Origin of the sequence: Streptomyces sp. NPDC091280, assembly GCF_044768565.1 — a bacterium.
Classification (GTDB): domain Bacteria; phylum Actinomycetota; class Actinomycetes; order Streptomycetales; family Streptomycetaceae; genus Streptomyces.
Genome location: NZ_JBIVUZ010000003.1, coordinates 598,536 through 618,341, shown reverse-complemented (window position 1 = coordinate 618,341; position 19,806 = coordinate 598,536). Strand labels below are relative to the sequence as shown.

The window sequence follows — 19,806 nt, the reverse complement described above, 5'->3', positions numbered from 1 at the left end:
CTGGGCCAGGCGTCGGGCATGCTCAGCCCTGTGAGCACCGACAGCAACGATCACCCTTTGAACAGCACCAACGCCACTGCGCACGGTGTCGGTGCAGACTTACCCAGGACAATTGCCGCCCTGGACGAGGCGGAGACGTACCGAGTCCTAGTGACGGGAACGAATTGGGCCACCTTCGGGCACGCCTATGCGTCAGCCGCTGAAGCTCCCAAGAGGTTGGCTGAACTCCTCGCCACGGACCAGAGCGTGAGGACCAAAGCGCTCGACTACCTGCACCACGCCCTGCACCACCAAAACACCCTCTACGAGGCGACGGTGCCCGCAGCGCTGTGTGTTGCCGCGATCCTTCCGAATCCACGAACCACCTGCGCCGTGGACAAGAACCACCACTTGACCACCGTATGCATGCGCGCCGAGTTGCTTCACTGGATCGCCTCGGTGGCTGACGCGGTCACGGAGGAGGTCGACGTCCTCAGCCGGCGGCAAGGATTCCCCCTGGACGACTACCCGCCGGCCGTCGGCATCCGAAAGATTCGACCGCAGCTGTACTCAGCCGCCGTGGCATACGTCGACGACACCGACCGGCAGGTAGCCGAGGCCGCGATCACAGCGTGCATTCCGCTCCTGGACGATCCCCGCCTGTTGCACCACCGCTCAGCACTGATACCTGCGATCCGGCAGACCCTGGGAACCAGCGAACGGTGGCAACACAGAGAGCAGGCCATCGACGCCCTCGACACATGGGGCGAGGACTCCACAGGCCTGGAGGGCCAGCAGAATCCCTTCATGTGCTGTGACAGCGACTCCCCAACGGACAGCGCCACATGGTCCATTGACACAAGCGAGGGCTACAGCGAACCGCCACCGTTCTGACCCACCCCAGTGATCACGACCTACCAACCGAGTGAGTTACAACTTTCTCTACTGGTTCAAGGCGGCTCGCTCCGCTCCCCGCGCGCGGCCTGGCCCCCGGCCGGGCCTGCGCTCCTGTCTCCGCCCCGCTCCAGCCCGGCCGGCGCCCGTGCCGCGCTCAAAGCGTTCAGCCACCTGACGTCAGAGAAGGCCACTCGTGCACACTGCGGTCGGGCTCAAAGCCTGGCCGAGTCGCAAACCAGAGGTACGGTCCCCTGACCATGCCCGACCCCAAATCGGACATGCCACCAGCCAAAACCGCTCCGCCAACCTCAGCATGTCTAACCGCAACGGCTAGCACCGCCCAGGATTCACAGGCGTACGACCCGCTGCCCCCAGGGGACTGTGAAGTAGAGTGTGAAGCGTGAGCGACTCTGAGCACTCGACGCCGTTTCCAAGCGAGCCAACTCCAGAGGTAAGGCTGCAAAGGGCGCCCCTGGTGAAGGTGATCGCGCAAGCACGTTTCCCTCAGCTTGCCAGTATGGCTGGTGGTGACATCGAGAAGACTTTCGCTCGCGCCATGGCTACCGACTTCCCTCTGGCGCAACAAGGGCAGTCATTCAATGTGGTACTCAGCCCGCAGGGGGTGACCCAGGAACCCACCAATGTCACCACTCTGCAACTGCGAACCATTGATGAATCCTGGATTGTCACGCTCACACCTGGCTCTTTGGCAATCGAGACCACATCATACCCCGGTCGAAATGCATTCTGTAGTCGCTTCCTGAAGGCGCTCCAAAAGTTTACAGAACTGGCCGGACCTCCTTATTTTGAGCGACTAGGCATTCGGTACGTCAACAGGATTTCAGACCCCAACCTACTGCAAATCCTGGATGAACTCGTAAGGCCAGAGGTATTGGGCACGGCAATTACTCCCTTGCCGGATGGATTTAACCTAAGCCACTGCCTCAGTGATAATGCATTCAATTGGCAAGGGGGAGGCTTGCAAGCAAAATGGGGAAAGCTTCCACCGGACGTCCATCTTGACGTCGCCTTGCCGACAGTGCATACATCTAACTGGCTCCTTGACCTTGACTCCTTCAGCACTGGAAGGCTTGACCCGAGCACCAGTAATCAAACCCTAAATAACCTGGCCGGGCGAGCTTACGATTTCTTCCGCTGGTCAGTAACTGACAAGTTCTTGGACACTTTCGGGAGGGAATGATGAACGAGGCTGGCACGACATCATCGGTGCCCTCGGGCACCAACATAACCCCCCTAGTCGGAGAGTCGCAGACAGAATCATTTGTTGCCAAGGCAGCACGCAAGGCCTGGCTCACTGGTGCCATCGTGACAGGCACGCTAGGAACAGTCGCCTTCACACTGCAGGCGCCGACGGTCGAACCGGTCGCCCTCTATTGGCAAAACGTAGAGGAATACTCCGGGCAACCATCAAGCCCCACCCCACTCGTTGAAGCAGAGAGTGCAGCGCAAAAAGCGCAGCCGGTTGACACCGAAACGGCCATTCGTCAGCTTCACTCCCAATCGGGACTCACTTGGGATCAGCTAGCACGTCTGTTCGGTGTCAGTCGTCGTGCTGTTCACCTTTGGGCTGCCGGCGGGCGCATGAACTCTCGGAATATTGAGTTCCTGGGAGTCCTGAAGCGAGTCGCGAGAGGCCTTCCGGCAAGTACCTCTGAGGAGCGTCGTGCGCTGCTATTCTCTCAGGACGGCGGCCGGAGCCTCTACGATGTCCTGCGCAACTTCCACACACCGCGCGATGAGAGCTCGACCGAATCTGGCTATAGCTTTGATCAACTGATCGGCGCCTTGCACGATAGGAAGTGAGTTGGACTCTAGAGAGCCGGGCACGACTCACGCTAAAGACTGTCCTTGCACGAGTGAGCCGCAGAAATCAGGGGGCCCAAAAACCCCCACCGATTCCACCGCTCGCCGACTCAAGAACTTCAGACAAGGCGACGTACTCGATATCGCCACAATCCCCATACAGAGTCGATCCACAAGTACGCTGAGGCGCTTTCTTTCTGCTCGAATTTTCGGAACGAGCATTCGAGGACATGAGTGCCCTCATGGCGTAGTTCTCATCTCTCAAACATGCGACATTGTTCTATCTAGTCGTTTTACCGTTCAAGTAGCCCCACTTGCCTATCTCCCTGAAAACATGGCAGCGGAAGCACGCAATGGAAAGCGGCCTCGCTACGTCCACGTTCCCAATTTTGGGGAGCATGCCTTTGTCGATCTCTCTGCTGTCGCCACCATCGATAAAGAGGATCTATCCAAGGTCACGCATAAGCATGGCGTATCTAGCGACATGGAGATTCGCAACTTTGGGAGGCGTGTCGCACGTCGATTTGGTAGGTTCGCATTTCCAGACGATGTAGTGCCATGGTTGAAGCCGCTTGAGGACCTGGTACAGAAGAAGCATGAAAAAAACAGCGCCGAAGGAGAAGCACTCCGTCAAGTATGTCAATTTCGAGTAGAGTGCGCAGCTAAATGGTCGGAAGGCGCTCCATATAGCCTAACTCTTTGCGTGATCCTCTACTCTGATGTTCTGCCCAGCCTATCCACCGCTAGCGGTGAAGACGATGATTTTGATATCCCGCTAAATTCGCGTTTGAAGCAGTGGCTATATAACGACGACATGACACCGAGGGCCTCCTCTGACAAGATCGCTCGCGAGCTCCAGAAATCCGATACACCTCCAGAGGATATTCACTGGCTTTGGATAGCATTGGCTCAGTCGTGGGCCCAGAAATGCGCTCCTGCGCCACGTGATCAGAGTCCAAACGTTATGGCAGCTGTGGAAATGATTGAAGCCGACGTAGTATCAGAAGATCGTTATCCACTCTCCAGGTATCGCCTCAGCGAGGAACTCGATCTTGATCACCTTTCTGGACCAAGCCCGGTCTAGGCGTCATCAGGGCTAGGTCAGCCGAACTAAGACACCCAGTGAGTGTCTAGTTGCGTGGCAACGCCCACGAACAATGGCGGACAAGCGCAGCGTTTGCACACCGTGAACTCAGGTGAGAGGCACATCAGCCCGAGGCAGCACCCCGACACGAAAGTTACTTCGGGACAAAGAAGCCATCGCCCGACGGCCCACCATCCCGCTTCTGCCGACGCGGCTTGCTCTAACCGACGTCATCGGGCAGCGTGGCTGAGACCCGGTGGTGGGTGCTCTGACACACGCGCGCCTGGTCGCTCGACGATCCGCCATCGTAGTTAACGTTCGTCGGCTGAGGCCCCAGACGTCTATGGTTCAGGGTCCGGCAGTTCGGGGATTGCGAAGGCAAGATGTGTGCCATTCGCGTGCCAGAACCTGCGGGGACTCACGGGGAACAACGGGGAGTCGACCACAGACCGCCATGGGCCGGAGCCCAGTTCCGCCGCAGCTCAGTACGGGAGTAGCGCTCAGAAGCCCCGAGCTTCCCAAGCTGAGGGCGTAGCGCCACAAACTGCTTCCTGGGACCCCGGCCGGCGGCGGCCCGACTAGGTACTAGGCCATCCCAAGGTCACATCGATGGCGCGAGCTTCCCACCCCGGTCTGTCCACAGCCACACGGACGTTCCAGGCACCTCGGTCACCAACCAGACGCACAAAGCGGGTGAGCCCTTCGACGTCGCCAACAGCCAGACGGCCATCCGACAGCAGGAGCTGGCCGTCGAACACGGTCGCAAAGGTCGGATCGAGGCCCGAGGCATCGGTCGAGTCCCTGAAGATACGGACTCGGATGAGATCCGATTGAGGACGGACCCGAACTGCCACATGGGTGTCACAACTGGCGGCGTCAGCGTCTCCCAGATCGAGGGAGACAGGTACCCAGTCGGTGGCACCCAAGTGCAACACCGGATGATTCACATACACCTCAACGCCTGCAATCTGCATCCGGCGCCCCCCTCACCAAGTCGACAGTCGCCCCCTGGCCGTCTTCGCATCCAGGGATCCTCAGTACGCAAGGATGATGGCACGAGGGACAGACATTCCTTCGAGGTCGGAATCTCGGCCCTTCCCCGTCTCAGTCTCCGTCTCATTCAGCACCGTTCACTGCCGTTCAGGCGAGACCCCAAGCCGTCTCAGTGCCAGCCGTTAGCCGCCCATGAACCCAGATGAACGCCGCCGTACCCAGCCCAAGCACCCACCACCACAGTTGGAAAGCGTGTTGGGGGCAACCCCTCACGAGTTCGAATCTCGTATCCTCCGCCAGTGCCTCACCGGGCACGATGTCGAAGGGCCCCACCATTCGTGGTGGGGCCCTTCGACGTTGTCCGTATCTGTTTCCGTATCCGTCCCAGGGCGGCTCCTGCCCACAACGCCCGGCGGCATAGAGTGCTGCGGCAGGTTCGGCAGGTGTGGGATGGAGGTGGGGCGGGATGGAGAGTCTGCCGCAGTTCAGTGCGGGACGGCTGTTCGGCTCCTGGCAGGTGGATGTGCCCGCGCTGCTGGTCGTCGTGCTTCTCGGTGGTCTGTACGGCTGGGGTGTCCTGCGGCTTCGGCGGCGCGGGGAGAGTTGGCCGGTGGCGCGGACCGTCGTGTTCGGGCTGTTCGGGCTCGGGACGATCGTGGTCGCCACGATGTCGGCGCTGGCCGTGTACGACCGCGTCCTGTTCTGGCCGGCCGCCGTCCAGAACGTGCTTCTGGATCTGATCGCCCCGCTCGGCCTGGCCCTCGGCGACCCGTTGCGGCTCGCCCTGCGGGCCCTGCCCGAACGCGCGGCGGCGCGTGCGCAGGGAGCTCTGACCGGCCGCGTGCTCCGGCTGCTCACCTTCCCTCTGGTCAGCACAGCACTGGTTCTGACGACGGAACTGACGATCTACTTCACGCCGTACTTCGAGACGGCGTTGGCGAACGACTGGCTGCACCAGTTGATGTACCTCCAACTGCTGCTCGCCGGGAGCCTGTTCGTGCTCCCCGTGCTCACGCGCGAGGAGGCGCTGCCCGCATGGTGCACGCATCCGGTGCGGGCGGCACTCGTGTTCGTCGACGGGGTCGTCGACGCGGTGCCGGGCATCGTGGTGATGACCCACGGCACGTTGATCGCGGGGTCCTGGTACCTCGCCCACGCCCCGTCCTGGGCCCCGGACGTCCAGCACGACCAGCAGCTCGGCGGCGGCGCGATGGTCGGCATCGCCGAACTCGTCGCCCTTCCCTTCCTCCTCGCGATCCTGGTCCAGTGGGCCCGCACCGAACGTGCCGAGACGGTCGCGCTGGACCGCCGACTGGACACCGAACTGGAGCGGGTCCCGCCGACACCCGCGCAAGCCGTGACGGACGACGGCCCGGAACTCGTCCGCCCCTGGTGGGAGACCGAGAACAGCGAGGTCGCGCAACGCATCCGGGGCCAGCGGTAAGGGGTCCTTCCCCCACCTCTTCCCCAGAGGCTCTCTCACGGCCCTCACACAACGGTCCTCACACCACCGTCAGGGCTTCCAACTCCCTTATCAGCCGGGCCCCTTCGCGGGTCATGATCTCCGGGTCGCGCAGCGCGTTGGAGAGCAGTGACATGCCCTGGTAGGCGGCTACGAGGGTGAGCGCGAGCCCTTCCGGGTCGGTCGCGCCGAGCTGGCGGTACTGCTCCTCCACCCACTCCAGCAGCTGCCGTACGACCTGGCCGGCGGTGACATCGAGGCCGTTCTCGTAGCGCTTGTCCAGTTCTACGGCGAGGGTGCCCATGGGGCAGCCGTGGCGGGCGGTGATGTCCTTCTGGTCTATCCAGCCGCCGATGAGGGTCTTGAGACGGGCGCGCGGGTCGGGGAGCCGGTCGAGGCGGGCGGTCAGGGTCGCGAGGTTGCCGGTGTGCTCGGTGAGAGCCGCCTCGATCAGTTCGTCCTTGGTCTTGAAGTAGTAGTAGACGTTGCCCGTCGGCACGTCGGCGGCGCGGGCGATGTCGGCGATGGTCGTACGCTCCACGCCCTGCTCGTGCAGGACCCGGGCGGTGGCGGTGGTGAGCCGCTGCCGCTTGCCGCCGGCCGCGGCGGATCGAGCTGGTTCGGAATCTTCGGAATCTTTTGAGTCAGTCACCTGACTTACTATAGACAACGAGCGGGTCGCTCGTGCTAACGTCGTTCACGTCGGAGTTAGTCAGCCGACTCACTCACACATCGTACAGGGGGATCGACGTGATCGTGGTGACGGGTGCGACCGGGAACGTGGGACGGGCGCTGGTACGGACGCTGACGCGGGACCGAGTCCCGGTGACGGCCGTGGCACGGCACATCAGCGGGCCGGGGACGGCGGCCGGCGACCTGGCCGAACCGGAAGGTCTGCGGGCCGCGTTCGAGGGCGCGGAGGCGCTGTTCCTGCTGGTGGCGGGCGAGCGACCGTACGACATCCTGGACGTGGCGAAAGCGGCCGGTGTGCGCAAGGTGGTGCTGCTGTCCTCGCAGGGCGCGGGAACCCGGCCGGAGGCGTACCCGCACCCGCGTCGATTCGAGGCGGCCGTCAGGGAGTCGGGGCTCGACTGGACGATCCTGCGGTCGGGCGGGCTGGACAGCAACGCGTTCTCCTGGGCCGAGTCGATACGCGCCCGGCGCACGGCAGCGGCTCCCTTCGCAGACGTGGGCCTGCCGTTCGTGGACCCCGACGACGTGGCCGCGGTCGCCGCCACCGTCCTGCGCGAGGCCGCGCACACGGGCGCGACCTACACACTCACCGGCCCCGCCGCTACGACACCCCGCGCGCGGGCGGCGGCGATAGCGAGGGCGCTGGGCGAACCGGTCACCTTCACCGAGCAGTCCCGCGCACAGGCCCATGAACTGATGGCGGGCTTCATGCCGCTCCCCGTGGTCGAGGCCACGCTCGACCTCCTGGGCGCGCCTACCGAGGAGGAGCGGCGGGTGAGCCCGGACGTCGAGCGGGTGGTGGGGCGGGCACCGGGTTCGTTCGCGGAGTGGGCGGAGCGCAACGCTGCGGCCTTCCGCTGACGGCCCGGCCCACCGCACGATCCCGGCCCACCGCACGATCCCGACCTACCGCACGATCCGCACCCGCCGCTCCACGCTCACCTGGTCGATGTCCGACGTCCTGATCGTCACCTTCATCGTCCAGGTGCCGGCGATGGGGATGTTGAGGGAGTTGGTGCCCCAGTAGCCGCCCTCGTCCTTGATGCCGGCGTCGAGGGGGCCGATCTTCTGGGACGGGAGGGTGAAGGAGAGGCGGAGTTCGGGGACAGTCGCGAAGCCGCCGTCGGGGCCGTAGACGACCGCTTCGACGGAGTTCTCGCCGACGCGGCCGGGGTCGATGGTGATCTGTACCTTGCCGCCGGCGTTGCCGACGCGGAAGGGGACCATCGTGACGGAGGCCGCGGGGATGCCGGCCGAGGTCGCCGTCCGCTGTGCCTCCGCCGCCGCCCGGCCGGGGAGTGTGTTGGTCAGCAGGGTGGTGATCACCAGCACGATGACGCCGACGGCGACTTCGAGCAGGACCGAGCGGCGCAGGCCGCGGCGGTATCCGTCCGGGGAGCCGTCACCGGCACCGGGGTCCGGGAGCTGCCGTTTGCCACCGGTGCCCGGCGGGGGATTCGGGTCGTCGCCGTCGTCGTCACCAGTGAGAGCCTGGGTCGTTGCCGTCGTCGTCGTCGTCGTCGCCGCCGCCGCCGCCGTCGCCGCCGTGTCCGGGCCCGCGTCCGCACCCGCACCCGCACCCGCACCCGCACCCGCACCCGCACCCGCACCCGCACCCGCACGGACCAACTCCGGTACGGGGAGCTGTACTTCGGTTCCTGCCAGCCGGGCCGTCCACTGGCGGGACCAGGCCGCCGCCGCGAGCAGCAGGAGTACCGCGCCGAGTTTCACGATCAGGATGCGGCCGTACGACGTGCCGGTCAGGGCGTTCCAGGAGCCGAGGCCGCGCCAGGACTGGTAGACGCCGGTGACGACGAGGACCGTCACCGAGATGAAGGCGAGGCGGGAGAAGCGGGCCACCGGGGCCGCTCGGAGGTCCGGGGAGCGGTAGAGGACGGTCAGGAGGGCCGTGAGGCCGCCCAGCCAGACCGACATCGCCAGCAGGTGCAGGACCGCCGAGGTCATCGCCACCGGTACCTGGATGCCGGCGGACGCGTGCTCCGCCGATGCCCAGGTCAGGGCCAGCGCGACGGCCAGGGCGGTGCCGGTGCCCAGGGCGGCCCGGCCGAACCGTTCCCGGCCCCGGAGCCGTAGGAGAAAGGCCGCTGTCGCGGCGAGGAGGAGCAGGCGGGCCGCCAGGGCCTGGCCGGGGCGGGTCGTCAGGGTGCGGGGGAGGGCGGCGGGGTCGAAGGCCGAGGCCAGGCCGGTGCCCGCCTCGTAGGGGGCGCGGAGGATGAGGAGGGCCAGGGTCGAGGCGAGGAGGGTCCACCAGCCGGTCAGGATCGGCTTGTTGAGGATGGCGGGGTTCGGGGGGCGGCACAGGGCCAGGAAGGTGGCCGTGCCGATGAGGAGGGCGGCGGCTATGTAGGCGAAGTAGCGGGTGACGTCGTACAGGCTGCCCGTCAGGGGGTTCTCGTTCGGGGCGGTGCTGATCGGGGTGGTGGTGGCGGAGGGGTTGCCGATGGAGAAGGTGAAGGCGCCCGAGACGGGGTGGCTGTCGGCCGAGACGACGCGCCAGGCGACCGTGAAGGTGCCGGTGCCGAGCTTGGCCGGGAGGGTGACGCTCGCCGTGTCGCCGGCGCCCTTCGCGTGGTGCGCGGAACTCGTCTTCACCCGCCGGTTGTCGGGGTCGTAGACGCGGAAGGAGTCGTCGAGCAGGGCGACGGACTCGGAGAAGGTCAGGGTGAGGGTGTGAGGGGCCGACTTGAGGACGCTTCCGTCGGCGGGGTCGGTGGATTCGAGGGCGGCGTGCGCGGACGCGGTGCCCGCGCTGCCGAGGAGGAGCAGGACCAGCACGGTGCCCAGCAGCACCAGCCCTTGAACTCCTCGCCGCCGGCCGACGCCGGTGCCTCGTTCCCCGCTGCCCGCTCCCCTGTCCCATCCGTCGCGTCCAAAACGCTGTCCCTCGTTCCGTCGTCGGCGCACGTCATATCTCCGTCTTCGGACTTGCAGGCCTCGGGATACGTACGGACGCGCCCCGCCTTTCGCTCACCATGTGGGCCGGGCCGAGACTCCGCCGTCCACGACCAGGTCGTGGCCGGTGACCCAGGTGGCGAGGGAGGACGCCAGGAACACGCACGCGTCGCCCACGTCCTCGGGGCGGCCCAGCCGTCCCGTCGGTGCGGCCTCCCGCCACCTCCGCACGCCTTCGGGCCAGGCCTCTCCCAGCCCGTCCCGGTCGATCAGACCGGGCGAGACCGTGTTGACGCGGATGCCGTACGGGCCGTACTCCAGCGCCGCCGACCGCGCGTGCATCACCACGGCCGCCTTGGACGCGGAGTAGTGCGCGTGCAGCGGGGCCGGGGCGCTCGCCTCGATGGACGCGATGTGTGTCACGGAGCCGGCGCCCTGTTCCCGCATGATCTCCGCCGCCGCCTGTGTGCAGGCGAACACGCTGGTGAGGTTGGTGTCGACGACCGCCCGCCACTCGGCGGCCGTCATCCCGGGCAGCGCGCGCGTCGGCTGTACGGCCGCGTTGTTGACCAGCGCGGTCAGCCGTCCGCCGCCGAACTCCGCCGCCTCGCGGACCAGCGCCCGGCACTCGTCCTCGTCGGTCAGTTCGGCTCGCAGTACGACGGACCGGGCGCCCGACTCCCTTACCCGCGCCGCCACTTCGTCCGCCGCCGCGACCGCCGTACGGCAGTGGAGCACGACCGCCGCCGCGCCCTGTTCGGCGAAGCGCAGGGCGATGCCCCGGCCGATGCCGCCGCCCGCGCCCGTGACCAGGGCGACCTGGCCGCTCAGCAGGCCGTTCATGGGCGGCACAGTCCGGCGACGCGGGCGGCCTCGGCCGGGTAGCGGGCGGTCAACTCGGCCGCGTCGCCGTGCTCGTAGCCCTCGAAGGTGAAACCGGGCGCCATCGTGCAGCCGAAGAAGGTCCACCCGCCGTCGACCGCGACCCGCGCGCCCATCCAGGTGCCGGCCGGCACGGTGAACTGGAGGTGGTGGCCGTGCAGGACGTCCGGGCCGAGGACCGCCGTGCGGGCGGTGCCGTCAGGGGCGAGGAGCAGGAGTTCGAGCGGGTCGCCGAGGTAGAAGTGCCAGACCTCGTCGCTGGGCAGGCGGTGCAGGGCGGAGAAGTCCGGGGCGGCGAGGAGGGCGACGATCGCGGTGCCCTCGGGGCGGCCGTCGGACCGTTCCGGGCCCGCCCAGGTACGGCGGAACAGGCCGCCCTCGCGGGGGATCGGCTCCAGTCGGTAGTGGGCGACGAGGTCTTCTGGGGTCACCCCGGCAGGCTACGGGAAGGCCACCTCACGGGGGAGAAACGCCAATTGGGCGCGCTTTTCGGGCAAGTACACGTCCGGAATGTCGATCTCCGGCAGCACCACCTCCGGGCCCGCCACGAAGCCCTGCCGCAGGAAGCGCGCGATGGCCTTCTCGTTGCGCACGTCCGGATCGACCACGACCCGGCGCCGGTCCAGACCGAGCAGGACGTACCCGGCGAGGACATCCATCAGCGCCGCCGACCAGCCGGGGCGCGGGCCGTCCGGTCCGGCGGGGGCGAGCAGGAGGTGGATGCCGATGTCTCCGGGCGCTACGGCGTAGCAGTCGCCGACGCGGTCGGCCGCCGGGTCGTAGGTCTGGAGGAGGGCGACCGGTTCCTCGTCCCTGAGCACGAGGTGGGCGTGGTGGGTGTCGAGGGTGGCCATGTGGGCGTAGATCTCGGCGACTTGGGGCTGTGTGAGGCCGTTCATGCCCCAGAACGCGGCGCGTTCGTCGCGGACCCAGCGGTGGATCGTCGCCGCGTCGGCCTCGGGGTCCAGGGGCAGGACGCGGACGGTGCCGAAGCCGTCGACGTGCTGTTCGTGGACGGCTGCGCGGGTGGGCCACGTGGAGATGGGCCGCTCGGGGGTGAGGCGGGTGAAGTCGGTCGTCACGGGGGCCATTTCTCCCTTGAGCCACAAGGGCAGTTGATCGTGGTGGTGGGGTGAGGCGGGGTCTCCCGAGGCGCCCGACGGGACCACCCACAGGCTGTCCTCCCGCCGGGCCAGGTCCCACACGAACCGGGCCGCCGGGCCGCGTGCGCTCAGGTCGGTGAGCCCGGGCACGGAGGAGGTGCACAGCACGCAGTCGTGGTCACCGGACAGGCCGGGACCGGGAGTCGGGGTTCCGGGGAGGGCGCGCCAGGGTGTGAGGCGGTGGGTGTCGCCCCAGGTGCCGGGCGGTGCGGCGGCGACTTCCTCGACGGCCGCGCGTACGGTGTCCGGGCGGTCGATGCCGTACAACTTCGTTGCGCGCAGCAGGTGTTCGAGCGCGAAGCCGACGCGCGGGAGCAGCGCGAGCCACGGCTGGAACACCTCCGGGTACGCGGGCGGCTCGGCCAGCGCGGCGAACGCCGGGTGCGCCGCGAGCCGTCGTACGACCGCGCCGCGCACGGCCGCGTAGGCGGCGGCGTCGGTGCTGTCGGCGTCCATGCGGCGGTCCCAGCGCCGGAGCCGGTCGCGGAGTGCGGTGGCCTCGGGACTGAGGTCGGTGAGGGCGGCCAGGTGGTCCAACAGGGGTGCGGCGGAGCCGAGATGGGTGTCCATGTGGAGGGCGGGCATGTCGGCGGCCGACCAGTGGGAGCGGGCGGCCAGGAGTTCGGCGATGCGGTCGGCTCGGTGGGGCGGGGCGAACTCGACGCCCAGGTCGTCGAGGTGCAGTCCCGTCGTGGGGGTGGAGTGCGGGGGCTGTGGCGTTCGGTGCGGGGGCTCGGTGTGTCGGGGGGAGGCTTCCTCCGGGGGAGGGACCTCGCGGGCATGGTCGCGTGGGGTGGCCGGGCCGCGTTGGTTGGCCATGACCGCGATGCCGTCGGCGGGCGGTCCGGCGTGGGGCGGCTCGTGCCAGCCGTGCCATTCGTGGCCGGGTTCCCAGGCGGGGACCAGGCGGGTGCGGTTGGCCTCGGCGCGCAGCGGGACCTGACCGGCCACCCGGTGCAGCAGTCCGCCCTCGGTGTCGGCGGCCTGGACGACGTTGACGGGCTCGGCCCAGTCGTCGAACGCCCGGTCCACGTCGGCGACTTGGCGTGCGCGGAGGAGGGGAAGGAGGGTGGAGAAGCCGAGGTCTTCCGTCACGCGGGGCGGGTAGCGGAGGCTGATGGCGAGGGGCGGGGTGCCGGGTGGTGCGGTGAGTCCGCCGTCCAGTCCCTCCGGGCCGCCGATGACGACCGGCCCGCGTTCGGTCTCGATGACCTCGACCTCGACGGGTGTCTCCCCGGCCACCTCGACGATCTCCGTGTGCCGGGCCGCGCGCCGCCACACGCCGTCCGGGCCGAGGGCCTCCACACCGGCGCCGGTGCGGCGCAGGCGCTCGCGGTAGAGGTCCTGGTAGTCGGCCATCGCGTTGGTGATGGCCCAGGCGACCGTGCCGGTGTGACCGAAGTGGGCGATGCCGGGGACGCCGGGCACGGCGAGGCCGACCACGTCGAACTCCGGGCAGGAGAGGTGGACTTGCTGGTAGACGCCGGGGTCTTCGATGAAGCGGTGCGGGTCGCCGGCGAGGACGGGCAGGCCGGTCGTGGTCCGGGCCCCGCTCACCAGCCAGCCGTTGCTGCCGGAGGTGCCGGGCCCGTCCGTGGCGAACAGGCCGACCGCGTCGGGCCCGAGGTGCCGTATCGCCTCCTCCCGCCACAACTTCGCCGGAAACCCGGCGAACAGGATGTGCGTGGCGAGCCAGACGGCGAGGGGGGTCCAGGGTTCCCAATGGCCGGGCTTGAGGCCTGAGTTGGTGAATTCGGGGGCGAGGGTGGGGGCGAGGGTGGGGGTGGTGGCGGGGGCGGGGGCCGACTCGGCAGACCCGGCAGACCCGGCAGGCCCGGCAGGCCCGGCAGGCCCGGCAGGCCCGGCAGGCCCGGCGGCACGATCGGGTGCCTCGCCCGAATTCGCAGGCCCGGGTCCCGAATTGCCTGCGGTCAGGCCCTCGTTGACGCCGTCGACGTATGCCCGTACCCAGCGGGCGGTCTCCGGGTCCCGTCGCTCCAGTGCGGTGAAGCAGCGTCTCGCCGTGTCGTCCAGGCGGGCTCGGCGGGCGAAGAGGTCCCAGGGGAGGGCGCTCGTGCCGAGGAACGCGGCCGAGGTGCCCTGGGCGCGATGGCGTTCGACCTCCAGTTGCCAGGCGCGGTCGCGCGCCGTGGCGCGGCCCTGGGCGTGGGCGAGTTCGTCGGCGCTGTCGGCCCGCAGGTGGGGGATTCCCCAGGCGTCGCGGTAGGTCCTGGCAGCGCGGTGGATCTCGCTCGTCACCCTGTGGCCTTTCTGCCCTGCGGCTGCTTTTTAGGTTAGCCTTGCCTAAGTTCTTGGTGGGGAAAGCGTACGCGAAGGGTGAAGAGACGATGGTGCAGGGGCGCGGCTGGGAGGGCGCGGTGCTCAAGCTGCTGCGCGCGAAGGACTTCGAGTTCACCGTGACCCGGGCGGAGGACGTCACCCCGCACTACCGCCGCCTCCGCCTCACCGACGGCGGCATGCTCGCGGCGACCGGCGTCCACCCGACGATGTGGGTCCGGCTCTGGTTCGACAACGCGGGCAAGCCGCACCAGCGGGCGTACACCCTGGTCGACCCCGACCCGGCGGCCGGTACCTTCGGCCTCGAATTCGCCCTGCACGAGGGCCGCGCGAGCGACTGGGCGCGGGCCGCGAAGCCCGGCGACACGATCGAGGCGACGGTCCAGGGCACCGGCTTCGAGGCCCCCGACCCGGCCCCCTCCCACCTCTTCGTCGTCGGCGACCCGGCATCCGTCCCCGCCGTCAACTCCCTTCTGGAGGCGGTGGGTTCGACCGTCCCGGCGACGATCTGGTTCGAGGGCGAGCCCGACGGACTCCCCCTCCGCACCGATCCGGACCGGCACGAGATCCGCGCGCTCCCCAGGGGCCGACTGGCCGAGCGGATCCGCACCGACCTTCCCAGCCTCCTCCGGGCCACCCCCGACCCCTACGTCTGGATCACCTGCGACACGACGACGACCCGCGCGCTGTCGTCGTACGTCCGCAAGGAACTGGGGGTACGGCGGGAGCGGGTGCACGCGTTGGGGTACTGGCGCGCGACCTGAGACCGCACGTGAGCGAAGAGGAGGGCGGGGACTAGGAGGCGCCCCACTCCGGGACGCGCCATCATCGACCCATGGACGTCACCCTTCACCTCGCCCAGGACCCCGAGGCCGACGAACTCCTCGGCCGCTCCCCGCTCGCCGCGCTGGTCGGGATGCTGCTCGATCAACAGGTGCCGATGGAGTGGGCGTTCAAGGGGCCGCACACGATCGCCGACCGGCTCGGGGCCACCGATCTGGACGCGCACGACATCGCCGCCCGCGACCCCGAGGCCTTCGCGGCGCTGCTCTCCGAGAAGCCGGCCGTGCACCGCTACCCGGGCTCGATGGCCAAGCGGATCCAGCAGCTGTGCCAGTACCTCGTCGAGCACTACGACGGGGACGCGAGCGCCGTATGGGCGGGCGTGGGGACCGGGGCCGAACTGCTGAGGCGGCTTGAGGCGCTGCCCGGGTTCGGCAGGCAGAAGGCGCAGATCTTCCTGGCCCTGCTCGGCAAACAGCTCGGGGTGACGCCGAAGGGCTGGCGGGAGGCGGCCGGGGCGTACGGCGAGCCCAAGTCGTACCGTTCCGTCGCCGACATCACCGGGCCCGAGTCGCTGACCAAGGTCCGCGCGCACAAGCAGGAGATGAAGGCGGCGGCGAAGGCCGCGAAGGCGGCCGGCGGGAAGTAGCGGGCCGGTCCGCCACCTGGGACAACGCACGGCCCCTTCAGACGCACGGCTCCTTCAGCCGGACGGCCCGTCTCCGGTGGCGGGCCGTGCGGTCCCGGTCAGAGCATGGACCATGACCGAGGCATCGAGCGGCTCCTCCTGGGGCCCGGAGTTCGACGACCGCCGCGCCCACGCGACGCGGCCCCCGCACGACGACCGGTACCGGGAACCCGACCTCGAAGGTCCCCTGCACGCCCTGTCCAAGGCCGCGTGGCAGGTAGTCCTGCTCACGGGCGTCGCGTCGCTGGTCCTGGGCGTCCTGGTGCTGGTGTGGCCGGGCGCGTCCCTGTTCGCGGCGGGCATCCTGTTCGGCATCTACCTGCTGATCAGCGGTGTCTTCCAGCTGGTCTCCGCGTTCGGCACGCACAAGGCGACCTCGCTGCGGGTGCTGGCGTTCATCAGCGGCGCGCTGTCGATCGTGCTGGGCCTGTTCTGCTTCCGCGGTCCGATGCAGTCGATCCTGCTGCTCGCCCTGTGGATCGGCATCGGCTGGCTGATCCGGGGCATCACGCAGACCCTGGCCGCGGCCTCCGACAAGAACATGCCCGCCCGCGGCTGGCAGATCTTCCTCGGCGTCGTCACGTTCGTCGCCGGCATCGTCCTCATCGACTCGCCGTTCCGCTCGGTCGCCGTCCTCACCCTCGTGGGCGGCATCTGGCTGGTGGCGGTCGGCGTCGTGGAGATCATCACGGCGATCCGGATGCGCGGCCGGGCCCAGCAGCTCCCGACGTCCGCCTGACCCGACCCCCACCCCCTACTCCATGCGGGCGTATCTGACTCCGGACGCGCTGAACGCCGTAGCTCCGCAGGGCAGATTGACCCCCGTGAGCACCGCACGCAGCCTCCCCCGCAGCCGTGCCTGGCTGCGGGCGCTCGTGCTGCTGCTCGCCCTGCTGGTGCCGGGCACGCACGCGGAACCGCGCGCGACACCGCTCGCCTCGTCCGTCGAGACGACGCCCATCGAGTACGACGCCCTCGACACGGCCACAGCAGTTCTACGGCCCTCCTCCCCCGCCGTCCCGCGCCCCGCCCCACCCCTGCGTCCGGCACCGGCGTCCCCGGCCCCCGGGGCCCGCCCCCTCCCCGCGCCGCCCGGAGCGTCGTACACCCTGCGCGCCCAACGGACCGTGATCCTGCGCTGCTGACGAACCGACCGCCCCACCAGGCCCGTCAGTCCGTCCGTACGACGCGAGGAGCACACCCATGCCCATCGACCCGTACGCGGTCCTACGCGCCCTCCTGCGCGCAGAGGCCGCCCGCAACACCCCCAAGCCGGAGACCCGCCGCCCCGAACCGCAACGGCCCCCGGAGGAACCGAAGCGCTGATCCGCCTGTAGGCGCGGCGGGGGCTGGGGCGGCCAAGCCCCCGCCCCGTCCCCGCCGCGCGAGCGCTACCGCTTTCGTCTGGCCGTGCCGAACAGGGAACGGGTGATCTCCCGGCCGATCTGGGTGCCGACGGAGCGGGCCAGGGACTTGAACATGCCGCTGCCGATGACCTGTTGGACCATCGACTCGTCCTCCTTCTCTTTCTCCCTCTCCTTGGCCTGAGGCCTCTCCGCTGGTGTCGGCTTCGGTGATCCGGTCGGAGACGGTCCCGGCCCGGTCAGTTTTTCGTAGGCCGACTCTCTGTCCACAGCCTGTGCGTAACGGCCGTAGAGAGGTGAGGACTTGACCGCTTCGTCGAGGGCGGTCGGGGGGATCGGGCCCATCAGGGATTCCGGGGCGCGGAGGCGGGTGACGGCCACCGGGGTCGGGGCGCCGTTCTCGCTCAGGACCGTGACCACCGCCTCGCCCGTGCCCAGGCCCGTCAGGATCTCCTCCAGGTCGTAGGCGGAGTTCGGGAAGGTCTTCACCGTGGCCTTCAGTGCCTTCTGGTCGTCGGGGGTGAAGGCGCGCAGCGCGTGCTGGACGCGGTTGCCGAGTTGGGCCAGGACGTCGGCGGGGACGTCCTTCGGGGTCTGCGTCACGAAGAAGACGCCGACCCCTTTCGAGCGAATCAGGCGGACGGTCTGCGTGATGGAGTCGAGGAAGGCCTTGGAGGCGTCGTTGAAGAGCAGGTGCGCCTCGTCGAAGAAGAAGACGAGCTTCGGCTTGTCGGCGTCGCCGACCTCCGGGAGGTCGTGGAAGAGGTCGGCCAGGAGCCACATCAGGAAGGTCGAGAAGAGTTGTGGTCTGTCCTGGACGGCGGGGAGTTCGAGGACCGAGACCGTGCCCCGGCCGTCCGCAGCTGTGCGCAGCAGCTCGCTCGTGTCGAACTCCGGCTCGCCGAAGAAGTCCGCCATGCCCTGCGCCTCGAACGCGGTGAGGGAGCGGAGGATCACGCCGGCCGTGGCCGTCGACAGGCCGCCGATGTTCTTCAGTTCCGGCTTGCCCTCGTCCGAGGTCAGGAAGGTGACGACGGCCCGCAGGTCCTTGAGGTCGATCAGCTCCAGGCCCTTGGTGTCGGCGTAGTGGAAGATCAGGCCGAGGGACTGCTCCTGGGTCTGGTTGAGCTGGAGGACCTTGGAGAGCAGTACCGGGCCGAAGCCGGTGATCGTGGCGCGGACGGGGATGCCGTGGCCGATGCCGCCGAGGGCGTAGAACTCGGCCGGGAAGCCGGTCGCCGTCCATTGTTGACGGACCTCCGCGGCCCTGCCCGCGACCTTGTCGTTCGGTACGCCCGGCGCCGAGATGCCCGACACATCGCCCTTCACGTCCGCCAGGAACACCGGCACGCCCTGCGCCGAGAGCTGCTCGGCGACGAGCTGGAGCGTCTTGGTCTTGCCGGTGCCGGTGGCGCCGGCGACCAGGCCGTGGCGGTTGAGCATCGGGAGGGGGATGCGGATCTGCGCGTCGGGCAGGCAGGCCCCGTCCCAGAGCAGGGCGCCCAGATCGAGTGCGGGTCCTGTGAAGGCGTACCCGGCGGCGATCTTCTCGCTGTCACTCATATCAGGCCCCTGTTCCCTTTTTGCCCGTCTTTGCGGCATCTTTTCCAGCGTCGCACTCCGCCTCCATGGCTGCGCCCGGAACGTCATGACCGGTAGGCTTTCCGTGTGATCTTCAAGCGCATCGGAAACGGCCGGCCGTACCCCGACCACGGCCGGGAAAGCACCCGGCAGTGGGCGGACGTCGCGCCGCGCCCGGTCCGCCTCGATCAGCTGGTGACGACCAAGGGCCAGCTCGACCTGGAGACCCTGCTGGCCGAGGACTCGACCTTCTACGGCGACCTCTTCGCGCACGTCGTGAAGTGGCAGGGCGACCTGTATCTGGAGGACGGCCTGCACCGCGCGGTCCGCGCCGCGCTCCAGCAGCGGCAGGTCCTCCACGCGCGCGTCCTTGAGCTGGACTGACCCGCTCCGGTAGACCGTTGACCCTTTCGGGTTGGTCTTGGCGCTGTCGAATGATCATCTAGTAGGCATCACCGCCCGGGCGCACTACGCTGCGCTCATGAGCATGCTGACTCCCCCAGGCATGGGCGGCCAGTACCGGATCACGGGGGACAAATACCCGCGCATGCGCCGTCCGCGGCGCCGCGGACGGCTCGTCCTCATGGCGGTCGCGTCCGTCGCCGTACTGGGTGTGGGCGGGTGGGGCACCTTGCAGCTCATCGACGTCTTCACCGGTGGCGGCAAGCAGGCCGCGGCGGCCGGTCCCAAGGCGGACTGCGCCTCCAAGGTGACCGCCTCGCCCACCACGAACGCGGCCGTCCCGAAGCCCGCCCAGATCACCGTGAACGTCTACAACGCCACACCCCGCAGCGGCCTCGCCAAGTCGACCGCCGACGAGCTGAAGAAGCGCGGGTTCCTGATCGGCGACGTGGGCAACGCGTCCGCGCAGTTCGACAAGAAGGTCAAGGGCACCGGGATACTGCTCGGCCCCGCCGCCTCCCTCGACACCTCGCTGCCCGTCCTCGCCACCCAGCTCACCGGCGCCGAGCGCCGCACCGAGGCCACCCGCAAGGGCACCGCCGTCGACCTGATCATCGGCACCGCCTTCAAGGACCTCACCGCGAAGGCAGCCGCCGACAAGGCCCTGGCCGCGCTGAGCGCACCGGCACCGGCGGGCAGCGCCTCGCCCAAGGCGTGCTCGTAGCCGAAGGCGTGCCCGCCACCCCGTAGGCGTTCCCGCGCGCACGAAAACTCCCGTACGGCAGGTAAGAGCCGTACGG

20 protein-coding genes are annotated in these 19,806 nt (G+C 68.7%); 13 read left to right on the top strand and 7 right to left on the bottom strand.

The genetic code is table 11. The annotated features are described in order from the left end of the window. Positions 1-30: 30 nt before the first annotated feature. From ACIQPR_RS12860 to ACIQPR_RS12845, 4 genes are all read left to right on the top strand, one after another. Positions 31-873 (top strand): hypothetical protein, encoded by an 843-nt coding sequence (locus ACIQPR_RS12860; protein ID WP_403646185.1) that lies wholly within the window; start codon positions 31-33, stop codon positions 871-873. A gap of 403 nt (positions 874-1,276) precedes the next feature. Continuing rightward, positions 1,277-2,077 (top strand): TIGR04255 family protein, encoded by an 801-nt coding sequence (locus ACIQPR_RS12855; RefSeq protein ID WP_403646182.1) that lies wholly within the window; start codon positions 1,277-1,279, stop codon positions 2,075-2,077. Next, the gene (locus ACIQPR_RS12850; protein ID WP_403646179.1) at positions 2,077-2,700 is read left to right on the top strand and encodes a hypothetical protein; all 624 of its coding nucleotides are present in this window, start codon (positions 2,077-2,079) and stop codon (positions 2,698-2,700) included. Before ACIQPR_RS12855 ends, ACIQPR_RS12850 begins: the two co-directional genes overlap by 1 nt. 334 nt (positions 2,701-3,034) lie before the next feature. Then, a complete protein-coding gene (locus tag ACIQPR_RS12845) occupies positions 3,035-3,784 on the top strand; it encodes a hypothetical protein (RefSeq protein WP_403646176.1) in 750 nt (249 codons plus the stop codon). Between the two features lie 578 nt (positions 3,785-4,362). Here the strand turns inward: ACIQPR_RS12845 and ACIQPR_RS12840 are convergent. After that, positions 4,363-4,758 carry a hypothetical protein gene (locus ACIQPR_RS12840; RefSeq protein WP_403646173.1) on the bottom strand — a complete coding sequence of 132 codons (396 nt, stop codon included), beginning with the start codon at positions 4,756-4,758 and terminating at the stop codon, positions 4,363-4,365. A 485-nt stretch (positions 4,759-5,243) separates the two neighbouring features. On the opposite strand from ACIQPR_RS12840, the gene ACIQPR_RS12835 reads away from it, so the two are divergent. Next, entirely contained in the window at positions 5,244-6,221 is a 978-nt protein-coding gene (locus ACIQPR_RS12835; protein WP_403646170.1) for a cytochrome c oxidase assembly protein, read from the top strand. 58 nt (positions 6,222-6,279) lie between these two features. On the opposite strand, the gene ACIQPR_RS12830 is transcribed toward ACIQPR_RS12835, so the two are convergent. Then, the gene (locus tag ACIQPR_RS12830) at positions 6,280-6,891 is read right to left on the bottom strand and encodes a TetR/AcrR family transcriptional regulator (RefSeq protein WP_403646167.1); all 612 of its coding nucleotides are present in this window, start codon (positions 6,889-6,891) and stop codon (positions 6,280-6,282) included. Positions 6,892-6,989: 98 nt separating this feature from the next. On the opposite strand from ACIQPR_RS12830, the gene ACIQPR_RS12825 reads away from it, so the two are divergent. Further along, positions 6,990-7,793 carry an SDR family oxidoreductase gene (locus tag ACIQPR_RS12825; protein WP_403646164.1) on the top strand — a complete coding sequence of 268 codons (804 nt, stop codon included), beginning with the start codon at positions 6,990-6,992 and terminating at the stop codon, positions 7,791-7,793. Positions 7,794-7,838: 45 nt separating this feature from the next. Here the strand turns inward: ACIQPR_RS12825 and ACIQPR_RS12820 are convergent, their stop codons facing one another. The 4 genes from ACIQPR_RS12820 to ACIQPR_RS12805 form a co-directional block, all read right to left on the bottom strand. After that, a complete protein-coding gene (locus ACIQPR_RS12820) occupies positions 7,839-9,743 on the bottom strand; it encodes a copper resistance CopC/CopD family protein (RefSeq protein ID WP_403646161.1) in 1,905 nt (634 codons plus the stop codon). A gap of 177 nt (positions 9,744-9,920) precedes the next feature. Next, positions 9,921-10,688 (bottom strand): SDR family NAD(P)-dependent oxidoreductase, encoded by a 768-nt coding sequence (locus tag ACIQPR_RS12815; RefSeq protein WP_403646158.1) that lies wholly within the window; start codon positions 10,686-10,688, stop codon positions 9,921-9,923. Further along, positions 10,685-11,158, bottom strand: coding sequence for a cupin domain-containing protein (locus tag ACIQPR_RS12810; protein ID WP_403646155.1), 474 nt, complete (start codon positions 11,156-11,158; stop codon positions 10,685-10,687). Before ACIQPR_RS12810 ends, ACIQPR_RS12815 begins: the two co-directional genes overlap by 4 nt. A 9-nt stretch (positions 11,159-11,167) precedes the next feature. Then, positions 11,168-14,149: a GNAT family N-acetyltransferase gene (locus ACIQPR_RS12805; protein WP_403646152.1), complete on the bottom strand. Its 2,982-nt coding sequence runs from the start codon at positions 14,147-14,149 to the stop codon at positions 11,168-11,170. 89 nt (positions 14,150-14,238) lie between these two features. Here ACIQPR_RS12805 and ACIQPR_RS12800 point away from each other — a divergent pair, with 89 nt between their 5' ends. The 5 genes from ACIQPR_RS12800 to ACIQPR_RS12780 all read left to right on the top strand — a co-directional run bounded on the left by ACIQPR_RS12800 (position 14,239) and on the right by ACIQPR_RS12780 (position 16,985). Next, a complete protein-coding gene (locus ACIQPR_RS12800; RefSeq protein ID WP_403646150.1) occupies positions 14,239-14,952 on the top strand; it encodes a siderophore-interacting protein in 714 nt (237 codons plus the stop codon). A gap of 71 nt (positions 14,953-15,023) precedes the next feature. Further along, positions 15,024-15,620 (top strand): HhH-GPD-type base excision DNA repair protein, encoded by a 597-nt coding sequence (locus tag ACIQPR_RS12795; RefSeq protein ID WP_403646148.1) that lies wholly within the window; start codon positions 15,024-15,026, stop codon positions 15,618-15,620. A gap of 112 nt (positions 15,621-15,732) precedes the next feature. Then, entirely contained in the window at positions 15,733-16,398 is a 666-nt protein-coding gene (locus ACIQPR_RS12790; RefSeq protein WP_403646146.1) for an HdeD family acid-resistance protein, read from the top strand. An 85-nt stretch (positions 16,399-16,483) separates the two neighbouring features. Continuing rightward, positions 16,484-16,804 carry a hypothetical protein gene (locus tag ACIQPR_RS12785; protein ID WP_403646143.1) on the top strand — a complete coding sequence of 107 codons (321 nt, stop codon included), beginning with the start codon at positions 16,484-16,486 and terminating at the stop codon, positions 16,802-16,804. 58 nt (positions 16,805-16,862) lie between these two features. Further along, positions 16,863-16,985: a hypothetical protein gene (locus ACIQPR_RS12780; RefSeq protein ID WP_403646141.1), complete on the top strand. Its 123-nt coding sequence runs from the start codon at positions 16,863-16,865 to the stop codon at positions 16,983-16,985. Positions 16,986-17,050: 65 nt separating this feature from the next. On the opposite strand, the gene ACIQPR_RS12775 is transcribed toward ACIQPR_RS12780, so the two are convergent. Then, complete coding sequence (locus tag ACIQPR_RS12775) at positions 17,051-18,586, bottom strand: helicase HerA-like domain-containing protein (protein ID WP_403646139.1); 1,536 nt, start codon at positions 18,584-18,586, stop codon at positions 17,051-17,053. A gap of 105 nt (positions 18,587-18,691) precedes the next feature. Between ACIQPR_RS12775 and ACIQPR_RS12770 the strand changes: the two genes are divergently transcribed. Then, positions 18,692-18,988, top strand: coding sequence for a type II toxin-antitoxin system VapB family antitoxin (locus ACIQPR_RS12770; RefSeq protein WP_003999914.1), 297 nt, complete (start codon positions 18,692-18,694; stop codon positions 18,986-18,988). Between the two features lie 121 nt (positions 18,989-19,109). After that, entirely contained in the window at positions 19,110-19,730 is a 621-nt protein-coding gene (locus ACIQPR_RS12765) for a LytR C-terminal domain-containing protein (protein WP_403646476.1), read from the top strand. The last annotated feature ends 76 nt before the right edge of the window (positions 19,731-19,806 follow it).